At 55.5% G+C, this 12,418-nt stretch carries 8 protein-coding genes and 1 pseudogene; 3 read left to right on the forward strand and 6 right to left on the reverse strand.

What is annotated here, in order from left to right; all coding sequences use genetic code 11:
• Positions 1–12: 12 nt before the first annotated feature.
• From PUZ33_RS04070 to PUZ33_RS04090, 5 genes and pseudogenes are all read right to left on the reverse strand, one after another.
• Positions 13–1,293, reverse strand: coding sequence for a VRR-NUC domain-containing protein (locus PUZ33_RS04070; protein ID WP_058680268.1), 1,281 nt, complete (start codon positions 1,291–1,293; stop codon positions 13–15).
• A pseudogene (vgrG, locus tag PUZ33_RS04075) lies at positions 1,293–2,812 on the reverse strand (type VI secretion system tip protein VgrG). The gene PUZ33_RS04070 and the pseudogene vgrG overlap by 1 nt, the downstream one beginning before the upstream one ends.
• A gap of 15 nt (positions 2,813–2,827) precedes the next feature.
• On the reverse strand, positions 2,828–3,964 hold the full coding sequence (locus tag PUZ33_RS04080; protein WP_058680271.1) for an Imm72 family immunity protein: 1,137 nt from the start codon (positions 3,962–3,964) through the stop codon (positions 2,828–2,830).
• A complete protein-coding gene (locus tag PUZ33_RS04085) occupies positions 3,961–5,508 on the reverse strand; it encodes a hypothetical protein (RefSeq protein ID WP_058680272.1) in 1,548 nt (515 codons plus the stop codon). Before PUZ33_RS04085 ends, PUZ33_RS04080 begins: the two co-directional genes overlap by 4 nt.
• Entirely contained in the window at positions 5,505–8,057 is a 2,553-nt protein-coding gene (locus tag PUZ33_RS04090) for a type VI secretion system Vgr family protein (RefSeq protein ID WP_274205298.1), read from the reverse strand. The genes PUZ33_RS04085 and PUZ33_RS04090 overlap by 4 nt, the downstream gene beginning before the upstream one ends.
• A gap of 234 nt (positions 8,058–8,291) precedes the next feature.
• Between PUZ33_RS04090 and PUZ33_RS04095 the strand changes: the two genes are divergently transcribed.
• From PUZ33_RS04095 to PUZ33_RS04105, 3 genes are all read left to right on the forward strand, one after another.
• Positions 8,292–8,702, forward strand: a complete 411-nt coding sequence (locus PUZ33_RS04095; RefSeq protein WP_020689383.1) for a Spy/CpxP family protein refolding chaperone — start codon at positions 8,292–8,294, stop codon at positions 8,700–8,702.
• A 260-nt stretch (positions 8,703–8,962) separates the two neighbouring features.
• Positions 8,963–10,294, forward strand: a complete 1,332-nt coding sequence (locus tag PUZ33_RS04100) for an amino acid permease (protein WP_023621437.1) — start codon at positions 8,963–8,965, stop codon at positions 10,292–10,294.
• A 21-nt stretch (positions 10,295–10,315) separates the two neighbouring features.
• Complete coding sequence (locus tag PUZ33_RS04105) at positions 10,316–11,617, forward strand: L-cysteine desulfidase family protein (protein ID WP_058681006.1); 1,302 nt, start codon at positions 10,316–10,318, stop codon at positions 11,615–11,617.
• Positions 11,618–11,679: 62 nt separating this feature from the next.
• Here PUZ33_RS04105 and PUZ33_RS04110 read toward each other — a convergent pair whose 3' ends face one another.
• Complete coding sequence (locus tag PUZ33_RS04110) at positions 11,680–12,381, reverse strand: pirin family protein (RefSeq protein ID WP_013098873.1); 702 nt, start codon at positions 12,379–12,381, stop codon at positions 11,680–11,682.
• Between the last annotated feature and the right edge of the window lie 37 nt (positions 12,382–12,418).

Below are 12,418 nucleotides of genomic sequence, written 5' to 3' on the forward strand. Positions count from 1 at the left end.
CTTCACTCCCTATTATTGGGCTACCGCCACGGTTCCTGCGCCGAGGACCGCTGCCAGCGCCCCCCAGGCGCTTATCGCCAGGCGTACAATCAGTAAAAAGGCACCGATAATGGCTTCCGGGATACCCAGCGTCACTACCAGCACCCCAACGCAGACCGCCACCAGTATGACCCCTATGGCGGTAGCCGCATCGGTTAGCACCTGAACCCAGTCCACCTGGTTTAACATCTCAAGCGTCATATCAGTCGCCTGCTGGATCTCCCGCCAGGCGGCACGCAGCTGCGCGTCCGTCCAGGAGGCCACCACAAGACCGGTCCGGCTGGCCCAGCGCCATGCCTGGCTGCCCTGCAAATAGACCCACTCGCCGCTGTCGTTCAGCCAGCCCGCAGCGCGCTGGAGTTTCTGCTGCATCTCTTTTGACAGCGCACTCCAGCCTTCGGCGATGCCGCGTATGGCTCCTTCACTGAGATCGGCAACGGTATCACCCACATAGGTCCACGGCTGGATTCGGGCAGGCGCTGGCACATCTGGCGGACGCGGGGTAAAAATGGGGGGATAGAGGAACAGCGGCCAGTATTTCGCCCCGCTTTTCACCCAGTTCTGCAGGGTTACGTTGACCACCTGGTCGCTCCACTGCTGCTCCTGTGGGCGGCAGTCGTGGATCTCCAGGATAGTCATTCGTTCTTCATTTCCTGGCCCGCCAACAATCAGCATATAGTCATCGTACTGCCCTTGCTTAAACTCATCCTCCGGAAATTTAACCTCCACCAGCCGCTCCAGATTATCCGCATGCATCACTCCCTCGGTATCTGGCCCCGCAAGCCCCGGCCAGCGGTCATGCTTGTTCTTCACAATAATCACGTCCGGACGGCGATAAATGCCTTTTCCCGGTTCGGGAAAAGGATTGGTGGTATGCCGTCTGCCCGGCCCTGTCTGCGTACTGCTGAGATAAGGGCGGGGCGGCGTGGTGCGGATATCAAACGGTACTTCCGCTTTGTACCACCAGTAGTATTGTGCCGCGATTTCATCTGCGCGGATGAGTCCACTCATCATCAGCTGCTTTAGGCTCATCTGATAGCTTTTGTTGTTGCGACGAATTTTTGCCGACAGGCGAGGAAAGCGCATCGCATATTCAACCTTGATATGCAGATACTGACGGTTGTTCTCAGTCGGCAGCTGCGACTGCTTCTCCACCATCTCGACGCCGGTGGTGGTACAGTCCCACGGCTGGTTGTTTTTGCCCGAGGGAATATCGGGCGAGTCAGGCGATGTGGGTAAATCCGGTAGTTCCATTATGGCTGCTCCCTGAGTTCAGTTTCCATTTGTTGCTCTGAGCCGTCACCGATAAACCACAGCGTTTCCTGTGGCTGCGGTTTTTTCTGCACAACGTGTAGTTCGACGTTTTCCTGATTGCGGGTATATACGGGCACCGTTTTCCCTTCGTCATCGGTATAACCTGTCGCAGTCTGCCCGGAAGGTGTTGTGAGCCTGTAGGGTTTACCTGCCAGAAGGGTGCTCTGCTCATCCTGTAACTGATAGATTGCGGAATAGATATACGAGGTGCCCAGCCGGGGCATCTTTAACGGCATTGTGGCTGGTGCCGCCGCCATCGTCCGATTTGTCCGCCGCAGGTACGTCCCCAGGGTGCCGTACTCAATCTTCCCCGCCTCCAGCCGCAGGTAGCTCCCGCCGCCAATCAGCGTGATGCGCTTTTTCCCCGCAAACGAGATGTCGCTCGCCGAGCTCATCGTCAGCTTCTTCTCTGCAAACAGCGCCATTTTCCCGTTCTGCGCCTGCATCTCCACCGGGCCTTCGCTGGCTTTCAGGCTCAGCTGACCCGTTCTGGCGAACAGCCCGAGCTTTTCTCCCGCCAGCGCCGTCATGTTGCCCGTGACGCCGGTGCTGATATCGCCTCCGGCGTTGATGGCAACGTTTTTTGTGGCCGTCATCTGCAGGTGCTCACCGCTGGTGAATGCCATCCCTTCCGGCGCGGAGAACAGCAGGGTTTCATTCAGCGGCTTCAGGCGCTTTTCAAACGCTCTCCGGTGGTCATCGCGTCACTGCGCACGCTCACCGTGGCGTCCATCGGTGTTCCGGCGGTACGGTAGTTGTAATCCCGTACGCTGACCATGCCCGGCACCACCTTATACCGGGTGCGCACGTCCCACACCGACTCCTGTGCCCCGTCATACAGCCCGGACGGCTCGCTGTACGGCAGGCGTACGTCAAACCGGTAGTTCAGCTGGCTGTCGGCAAAAATATAAATATCCAGCCCGCGCGCCTCGTCCATTTCCGTGCGCCAGAAAATCCCCACCTCTGACAGTATGCGCTGAATAAATTCGAGGTCCGTCTCCCGCCACTGGGTAATCAGCTCCCGCACCGGGTACACACGCTCCAGACGGAAATCGAAATCTGCGCCTTCAAGTCCATGCTGGCGCAGTACCTGCTCCACCACCTCCGGCACCGGCTGGTGCTGGAAAATGCGGCACTGGCGGGTGCGGCTGAGCAGCGCCAGACGGGAACTGAGCACCACCTGGTAATGCGACTGGTCAGCGGTGGTGGAAATCCACTCCAGGCGGGTGATAATGTCGTGCACCGCCTTCCCGCTGCGCATCCGCAGGGTGGCGTATTTCATCAGCACCTGTTCCGGGGCGAGATTGTTCTGTGGGGTGGTGAAGTCGATTCCCCATTGAAATGGCTCGCTCAGGGCTTCATTCCCGGTGAAGTTCAGTGCATCGAGTTTTACCGAGCTGTCGTTAATCTCCAGATGATAACAGGGCTGTCCGTCAAACAGCGCCAGCCAGTTGCCCATAGCGAAAACCAGTATTTAATCATCTCCTGGTTTTATATAAACACTGCCTCCGTCCTCCCGGTTTAAAAGGCTCCATATCGCCGGAAGATGAATTTCAGCCGCGTACATATCGCTCTGATATTTTGTCGCTTCCGGCATCAACTGCCCGGCCTGAATATCAGTAAACTGCTGATGCCCTCCGGTTATGGTCGCCCAGCGGCCTGAATGCGGGCAACGTTCCCCACTTGCGCAGGTAATATGTTTACTTGGCGCATCATCCAGAAAATATTCTGATTCATCAGGAATAATGCCGTCACAGTAGCGGGTATCTTCCCAGACCAGACGCCAGTGAACATCACGATGACGGATGGGATTATCGGATATCACCATTTCTTTATCACTTTCAATCAACACATCGTAATAAACCTGGCGGGGGGCATTCATGCCACGGATAAAATAGTTATAAGCACCGAGGTTTTTAAATCCACTAATACCATCTTTAATCACCAGTAACTTATGGCTGTACTGAATTTTTACTGGCTCCCATATACCGTCACAGGGAACCGGGTCATCGGTTTTAATAATGATATCGCTATGCTCAGGAACGGGGGGGAGTTTTTTCGGGAAAACCGGATAAGGCAACATCTTAAAATGATGGTTATATTTCACCGGGTCCAGTAAATATGCTGCATCAAGAATATTACAACTATTATCATGCGGCGGATACAGCAGATTGTCTCCTCTGAATTCTGCAGCATTTTTTAATTTATTCAATATTTCTATTTCAGGTGGATACGATTCCTCTTGACCTCCGCGTTCATGACAAGGCAAATAAAAAAATGAATTAATTAAATCTATCGGTCGGTCAAGCTGATCAAATACCCCTGTATTAATTTGCCATACCTGCCGGTTACCTGTCGCCAGTTCCGGTAACCCTTCGTCATAAAGACGCAGGGCATCATAGGCCCAGATAATATTCTTTGGATGAAAACCCGCCGATTTATCCTCCGGCCAAGTTTTCAGTGCCTCTTCATATTTCTGCACAAAATATGCCCAGGCATCCCGTTTGCGCTGCCACAGGGTGTAACTGCTCAGTCGTTGTAGCAGCCAGAACAATCGGCGGCGTACCTGGTCATCACTCATCGGGTATTTTGTTTTTTCAATCGTAATCATTGCTCACTTCCTGTAGTGGTCTGGCGCTCAATACGAGCTGCATTAACAATCGTTCTGTCCACCACCTTGCTGCGCAGTTCATCATCATGCAGATCCCGGGTAGTGGTGGCATAGGGCGGTTCAATTCCCTCGGGCTTGCTGTAACCGTGAACACCTTCCACGTCTTGCCAGCCCGTCGGATAAAACTCAGCTTTTACGCCGTTAATGTCAGTACTGGCTACCCTGCCGGTAGCTTTCACCTGCTCACCAACCCGATTCAGTTCCTGTTTCAGCATCTCATCCAGATTAATAATCACCTGCTCGCCCCCGCCTTGCAGATACTGGGCGGGAATCTCTTTCCCGAACTGTTCGGCGATCTTACCGTGCCAGGCGTTAGAACCCGGCATACGGTTCGCCAGATCTTCCGGTAGGTGCAGCACCACTAAAAAGCCGTTACCGTTCCACTCATCCAGGACTGCTGATAACTGCCGCCACTCTTCTGCACTGCCCGATACTTTCTGGTAGCCCCAGAATCCACCAGCAGCCCACGAGCCATAGGGCGCTAAATCAGTCGGATTACCAAAAGCACGAAAAATCGTGCTACCGCCCATCTCACGGGCGCTTTTGGCAGTAATTTCACCGCTGAAAGAAGCGATATTGGCGTAGACTAACGACTTACCAAATGCCGGGCTTTTCTCCGGAAGTCGGGCGAATAAATCCGGGTAACCAGCTTTTGAATATTTCCGCCGCAATGTCATTTCATGTCGCTCCTCGGCATGAACACTCGGATACCGCGTCCCCTGCTTCGGCGCTTCCCGCAGCGGGCGTTCAATCAAATACGCCTCAGCCTCACGCCGGACTTCAGCGCGTCCTGTTCCCGTTGCTATGGTATGGATTTCTCCTTTGTACACCAGCGCCTGCAACACCCGCAGTTTCGCATCCAGTTCTTTCAGCGCCTGTGGGATCATTTTCGCCGCCAGCGGTTGCAGTGCCGCAAAACCATCCCGTACCCAGAGTAAGTCCGCCTGCCATTTCTCCGGCAGCATCTGCCCGACCCGGGCCTTCAGGATCTGATTGATTACGGTGATCATCGTGTTGCAAAAATCACTCATCTTTTCAATCAACTGCGCCTGATACTCAACGACATTCAGCTTATTCAGCCACTTCACCGCATCACCTTCGCCGATACGGTTCAGAAACTTAATCACAGCCCCAAGGGTTTCCACATTCTCTGCTGCTTTTGTTGTCACACGCAGGGCCAGACGTCCAACACCTTTTATCACGCCGCCAATTACCGGGATTAGCGCAAACAGCAGGATTACCAGAAATACCCATTCACTCACGCTTTCCCGTTTCTTCGGTTCTTTTGCCAGTCCCATCGAAACAGCAATCAGATCGCGCACTGCCGTCACATCACCGACCAGCGGGATCATGCCGATCGCCGCATCAACGATGATCTGCCCGATGGTCTGTTTTTCATTAAATGCCCCCTGAAGCGTACCCCAGATCCACTGTCCGGTTTCCAGGCTGGTTTCCTTAAACCAGGCGGCACTCATCCCGCTCATTCCACACCTCCGCTGTGTTTTGCTATCAGTGAGTCAATATCTGCCTCGCTCAGAGAGGTTCCGGTGAACTGTTGATTCTCAGTTTTATTTTTTCGTAAATAATTCCGGGTATCCGGCCCGAACTCCACCTGCACACTCCCCGGCGGAACGTCTTCCAGATGCAGATATCCCGCGCCGTCAAGGTTACCCTTCCTGACAACGCCATCGGCCAGAGTCGCTGTGAAAGGCGCGCCCACTACCGGGGCATCGTCGTGATACAGATACTGCATCAGTGCAGCGGCAGAGTATTTAACCGGAGCGGCAAGCCAGGGCATTTCCGGCTGTTGTGAAGCCGCCCCCGCCGCCATCGTCCTTTTCACCCGGCGCAGGTATGTCCCCAGGGTGCCGTACTCAATCTTCCCCGCCTCCAGCCGCAGGTAGCTCCCGCCGCCAGTCAGCGTGATGCGTTTCTTCCCGGCAAACGAGATGTCACTCGCTGAGCTCATCGTCAGCTTTTTCTCTGCAAACAGCGCCATCTTCCCGTTCTGCGCCTGCATCTCCACCGGGCCTTCGCTGGCTTTCAGGCTCAGCTGACCCGTTCTGGCGAACAGCCCGAGCTTTTCTCCCGCCAGCGCCGTCATGTTGCCCGTGACGCCGGTGCTGATATCGCCTCCGGCGTTAATGGCAACATTCTTCGCGGCGGTCATCTGCATATGCTCACCGCTGGTGAATGCCATTCCTTCCGGCGCGGAGAACAGCAGGGTTTCATTCAGCGGCTTCAGGCGCTTGTCAAACATCTGTATCTGGCTGTCAATGTCCGCCTTCAGCGCCTGCGCCTGCTCCGCCGCCTTCTCCAGTTGCCGGAGCTGCTGCAGGCAGACGTCGATTTCCTTCAGGGCGGTCTCCATCTCCAGTACTTCACCCGCCGCCTTCTGCTGCCCGTCCGCGGTGATAAACAGCCCTTTTGCGACGCGAATCACGCCATACTCATCGGTTCTGAGTTCAAACCCCTTGCCACGGGGTTTCGCCTGCGCATCCACCAGATGCCCGGTATTCAGCTGGGTTTTGCCGTACTCCGTGGCGAGTTTGATATGCTCCTCGCCGCGCCGGTCCTCCATGCGCAGCTTATTGTTCGCGGGCGTGCGCAGCACATTGCGGGTGTGGTTGTCGCGGGTGACGTGGTCCGGGTGTTCAGAATCGTGCAGGGCGTGGGAGATATACGGCAGGTCGATGTCGCCGTTGCTGTACGCGATGGCCACTTCGGTGCCGTCGGTCAGTGGCATGTGCCAGCCGTACGTCCCACCGCTGTACGGCTTCGCCATCCGCAGCCACAGATACGCGAATCCCTGCTCTGCCTCGTCCCGGTCGAAATCCAGCCTGACGCGGTAGCGCCCCTGTTCATCCAGGTGCGCGCAGATGTCGTGCTTCTCCCGGCTCTCGATGCGGGCAGGCAACGTACCGTGTACCTCCGGGCGCGCTGTTTCCGCCGGGCGGAAGCAGTAACGTTCCGTGTACGGCATCCCGTCGACGGACACGTGCAGGCGGGTGTCGCGGGCGGCGTGGTACTTCACCTCCGTGATGACCACGCCCTCCTGCAGCGCACGAATCACCTCGCCCTGCGGCTCCAGCACCTGGCCCGGCAGCAGGCCGGCGGCGTTACTCTCCAGATGAACACGCGCCGAGGCGTTCAGCTCCCGCTCATGGTGGATACGGGCATAAAAGGCACCGGATTCGGTCTCCGGCTCCGGGTCAGCATCGTCGCCCGCCTCCCGGTAAGGCTCTGCGTAGCGGTAGTGCTCTCCGGTGGTCACCGCGTCACTGCGCACGCTCACCGTGGCGTCCACCGGTGTTCCGGCGGTACGGTAGTTGTAATCCCGTACGCTGACCATGCCCGGCACCACCTTATACCGGGTGCGCACGTCCCACACCGACTCCTGTGCCCCGTCATACAGCCCGGACGGCTCGCAGTACGGCAGGCGTACGTCAAACCGGTAGTTCAGCTGGCTGTCGGCAAAAATATATATATCCAGCCCGCGCGCCTCGTCCATTTCCGTGCGCCAGAAAATCCCCACCTCTGAAAGTATGCGCTGAATAAATTCGAGGTCCGTCTCCCGCCACTGGGTAATCAGCTCCCGCACCGGGTATATACGCTCCAGACGGAAATCGAAATCTGCGCCTTCAAATCCATGCTGGCGCAGTACCTGCTCCACCACCTCCGGCACCGGCTGGTGCTGGAAAATGCGGCACTGGCGGGTGCGGCTGAGCAGCGCCAGACGGGAACTGAGCACCACCTGGTAATGAGACTGGTCAGCGGTGGTGGAAATCCACTCCAGGCGGGTGATGATGCCGTGCACCGCCTTGCCGCTGCGCATCCGCAGGGTGGCGTATTTCATCAGCACGTCTTCAGGGGCGAGATTGTTCTGCAGGGTGGTGAAATCGATGGTCCAGCGAAAGGGCTCGCTGAGCGCCTCGCGGCCCTGAAAGCGCAGCACGTCGGGCGTGACGGGTGAGTCGTTTATCTCCAGGGTGTAGCGGGTCTGTCCGTCGAAAAGCACCAGCCAGTTATCCATAACAAAGACCTGATTTTATGTGTGGTTAAATCGGGATGGTTACATAACGCAAATTTATTGTAAATGCATGATCTTATTAAGTGAGAATAGCGGTATAGGGCATGAAGAGAAGGGGATAAATAAACAAGCCCGCTAAACATACAAAATTGTTTATATAATTACTCACACATATTCATCCGCTCTTGAAAAACAATGCTCCTGCTTTTCCCGCTAACAGAATGTAAGGACAGTAAGATGATGAAAATGACCCGTATTGCTGTGGTCGCTGCGTCTCTGATGGCATGCAGTTTCACGGCGCAGGCCGCAAATGTGGAAGCTGCTCCAGCTCCATCGCAGGATCCGCTGGTACAGCACCTGAAGCTCAGCAATGACCAGGTTAAGAAGATTGACGATCTCCACAAACAGCTGGAACAAAATGTCAGCATGATCCCGATGACCGGCGTGAAGAACGGCGCACTGATCGACATGTTCCAGGCGGGTAAATGGGATGAAAGTACGGTGAAAAGCCAGCTTGCCGCTTTCAGTAAAATTGAGGAGCAAACCCGTTATTATCGCGTGAAATATTACTTCGACGTCAGCCAGGTATTGACGCCGGAACAGCGTAAACAGATCAGAACCGATATGGCTAACGCGCTGGCAGAGTAATGTCGTACCCGCGCATGACGCGGGTATTTATTTCTTGATTGCCGTCACTTTTAGAAATTACTCGCTAAAAAGCCTCACCACGAAGCAAAATTTCCTCTAAAAAAAGAATATCCTTATTTATCTTGTGACTTTTTTCTCCTTCGCTCCGGTTACTATTTTCCCACACCAATAATACGCACCTGCACTCCTCTTACTCGCTATCGCTGGCGATAAGAACAACATAAAAACAATGTCTTACCCTACAAAAAAGCGAGTGCCTTATGGATACGGCTACAAACAGCAGTGTGATTGTGAATGATTCCCCCGCGGCAAGGCGGGCGGGAATGCGTGAGAGCGAATGGCGCGAGGCGATCAAGTTCGACAGTACCGATACGGGCTGGGTCATCATGAGTATCGGGATGGCCATCGGCGCGGGGATTGTTTTTCTCCCGGTGCAGGTCGGATTAATGGGGCTGTGGGTCTTTTTGCTCTCGTCCGTGATTGGATATCCGGCGATGTATTTATTCCAGCGCCTGTTTATTAATACGCTGGCGGAATCACCGGAATGCAAAGATTATCCGAGCGTCATTAGCGGATATCTCGGGAAAAACTGGGGCATCTTATTAGGCGCACTCTATTTTGTGATGCTGGTCATCTGGATGTTTGTCTATTCCACCGCCATTACCAACGACAGCGCCTCTTATTTGCAAACCTTTGGCATTACCGACGGGCTACTCTCAGAAAACCCGTTCTACGGGTTAGTGCTGATCTGTATTCTGGTGGCCATCTCTTCCCGCGGTGAAAAGCTGCTGTTTAAAGTCTCCAGCCTGATGGTGTTGACCAAGCTATTTGTGGTTGCCGCGCTGGGCTTGTCGATGATTGGCCTCTGGCATTTAGCCAACGTAGGCATGCTGCCGCCTATGGGGCTGCTGATTAAAAATGCCATCATTACGCTTCCCTTTACCTTAACCTCAATTCTGTTTATTCAGACCTTAAGCCCGATGGTGATCTCCTACCGTTCACGGGAAAAGTCCGTTGAGGTGGCGCGTCATAAAGCGCTACGGGCCATGAATATCGCCTTTGGCGTGCTGTTTGTGACGGTATTCTTCTACGCCGTCTCCTTCACACTGGCGATGGGGCACGATGAAGCGGTCAAAGCCTATGAGCAGAACATCTCAGCGCTGGCGATTGCGGCGCAGTTTATCAGCGGAGAGGGTGCGGGCTGGGTCAAAATTGTCAGCGTGATCCTCAATATCTTTGCTGTTATGACGGCCTTCTTCGGCGTCTATCTTGGCTTTCGCGAGGCCACGCAGGGCATCGTGATGAACATCCTGCGTCGCAAAATGCCGGCAGAGAAAATCAATGAAAACACCGTCCAGCGTGGGATTATGCTGTTCGCCATCCTGCTGGCCTGGAGCGCGATTGTGTTAAACGCGCCGGTGCTGAGCTTCACGTCTATTTGCAGCCCCATCTTCGGCATGGTGGGCTGTCTGATCCCTGCATGGCTGGTCTACAAGGTACCCGCTCTGCATAAATATAAAGGCGTATCACTGGTGATTATCATCATTACCGGGCTGCTGCTTTGTGTTTCTCCTTTCCTCGCATTCTCCTGAGGAGCAATTAAGGTCGTAACGATGTCTGAGCAAACTAACCCTTTATGGAATCATTTTATTCGCGCGGTGCAGGAAGAGGTTAAACCTGCGTTGGGGTGCACTGAACCCATCTCTCTGGCGCTGGCCTGTGCGATAGCCGCTGAGCACCTGCCCGGTGAGGTAACGCGCATTGAAGCATGGGTATCGCCCAATCTGATGAAAAACGGGCTTGGCGTAACGGTACCCGGCACCGGCATGGTCGGGCTACCCATTGCGGCGGCGCTGGGAGCGACGGGCGGGAATGCCCGCGCCGGGCTGGAGGTGCTAAAAGGGGCGTCAGCCGATGCGCTGGAACGCGCCAAAGCCCTGCTCAATGCGGGTCAGGTCCAGGTGAAACTGCAGGTGCCGTGCGAGGAAATCCTCTATTCGCGCGCCTGTGTTTATGCCGGAGAGGCCTCGGCCATGGTGACCATCGCAGGCGGGCATACTCGCGTGGTGGAGGTGGTCTGTGAGGGCGAAACACGCTTCACCCGTGATGAACAGCCGGGAGAGGCGGGTGACGATCCGCTGGAGGTGTTCTCTCACACCACGCTGTCGGCGATCCTCACGTTCGTGGAGCAGGTTCCGTGTGAGGCGATCCGCTTTATTCTGCAGGCGGGGCAGCTTAACGATGCCCTTTCTCGTGAAGGGCTGAGCGGAAAATGGGGGCTGCATATTGGCGCGACGCTGAATAAGCAGCGCATGCGCGGATGGATGGCGAAGGATGTTGGCTCGGACATTGTTATCCGCACCAGCGCGGCCTCTGACGCCCGAATGGGCGGTGCTACGCTTCCGGCGATGAGCAATTCGGGGTCCGGCAATCAGGGGATCACCGCCACCATGCCGGTAGTGGTTGTGGCGGAGCACGTTCAGGCTGATGAGGAACGGTTGGCCAGAGCGCTGATGCTGTCCCATCTTTCGGCGATCTATATCCACGCCCAGCTTCCGCGCCTGTCGGCGCTGTGCGCTGCGACAACCGCAGCGATGGGGGCGGCAGCCGGCATGGCCTGGCTGATGGGGGGAAACTATCAAACGATCGCGATGGCCATCAGCAGTATGATCGGTGACGTCAGCGGGATGATTTGCGACGGTGCATCCAACAGCTGCGCGATGAAAGTCTCAACCAGCGTCAGCAGTGCCTGGAAAGCGGTGATGATGGCGCTGGATGAGTCTGCCGTGACGGGCAATGAAGGGATTGTGGCGCACGATGTGGAACAGTCTATCTCGAACCTGTGCGCGTTAGCGTGCCGCTCAATGCAGGCAACGGACCGGCAGATTATTGAGATTATGGCGAGTAAGGTATAGCGAGTTCAGGGGCTCGATCGGTTCCCTCTCCCTGTGGGAGAGGGTTAGGGTGAGGGCATTCTCTACACCGGCAAATCAATCAGCAGCGCACGCAGCGGCGTATCGGCCACCAGCGTAATATTCGCTTCATCACGAATAAATGCCCCGTCGCCGCAGGTGAGCGCCTCTTTCTCTTCCGTGTGCGTTACCGCATGCACCGTACCGTGAATCGATTGCAGGTAGGCGCGCGGGCCATGAAGCTGGAAGCTCGCCTGTTCACCTTTCTTCAGTTCAATATGGTGCAGCCACACCTGCTGACGCAGTTGCAGGCTGCCTTTGCTCCCGTCCGGAGAAGCGATCAGCTGTTGCTTTTCGCTCTGCAGATCGATTTTTTGCACCAGCGGATTTTCCCGCTCAGGGCAGGCATCCAGCCACAACTGCATGCGGGTCAGCGTTTTGTCTTTGCTGAGATTATGCTCGCTATAGCTAATGCCCGGCTGCGTGGAAATTAACAGCGCTTCGCCAGCCTTTGCCTGGACATGATTGCCCTCGCTATCGCGGTATTCTGCCTCGCCTTCCAGGATCAGGTTCAGGATATCGACTTTCGGATACGTACGCGGCTGGAAGGAGGCACCCGGGGCGAGTACTTCCTGATTTAACACGCGCAGTGAAGCGTAACCGAGGAGTTTAGGGTCAAAGTAGTGTCCAAAGGAAAAGGTGTAGCGGGCCTGCAGCCAACCGAAATCGGCTTGTCCGCACTGTTTAGCTGTTCTTGTCGTAATCATAAACTTGACCTCTCTTTACACTAAAACAATGGTAAAG

The organism is Enterobacter cloacae complex sp. 2022EL-00981 (assembly GCF_028737495.1).
Taxonomy (GTDB): Bacteria; Pseudomonadota; Gammaproteobacteria; order Enterobacterales; family Enterobacteriaceae; genus Enterobacter; species Enterobacter cloacae.

Excerpts from the sequence above, each read along its gene's own strand:
- PUZ33_RS04070 (WP_058680268.1), bottom strand. The coding sequence starts at position 1,293 with ATGGAACTACCGGATTTACCCACATCGCCTGACTCGCCCGATATTCCC.
- PUZ33_RS04080 (WP_058680271.1), bottom strand. The coding sequence starts at position 3,964 with ATGATTACGATTGAAAAAACAAAATACCCGATGAGTGATGACCAGGTA.
- PUZ33_RS04085 (WP_058680272.1), bottom strand. The coding sequence starts at position 5,508 with ATGAGCGGGATGAGTGCCGCCTGGTTTAAGGAAACCAGCCTGGAAACC.
- PUZ33_RS04090 (WP_274205298.1), bottom strand. The coding sequence starts at position 8,057 with ATGGATAACTGGCTGGTGCTTTTCGACGGACAGACCCGCTACACCCTG.
- PUZ33_RS04095 (WP_020689383.1), top strand. The coding sequence starts at position 8,292 with ATGATGAAAATGACCCGTATTGCTGTGGTCGCTGCGTCTCTGATGGCA.
- PUZ33_RS04100 (WP_023621437.1), top strand. The coding sequence starts at position 8,963 with ATGGATACGGCTACAAACAGCAGTGTGATTGTGAATGATTCCCCCGCG.
- PUZ33_RS04105 (WP_058681006.1), top strand. The coding sequence starts at position 10,316 with ATGTCTGAGCAAACTAACCCTTTATGGAATCATTTTATTCGCGCGGTG.
- PUZ33_RS04110 (WP_013098873.1), bottom strand. The coding sequence starts at position 12,381 with ATGATTACGACAAGAACAGCTAAACAGTGCGGACAAGCCGATTTCGGT.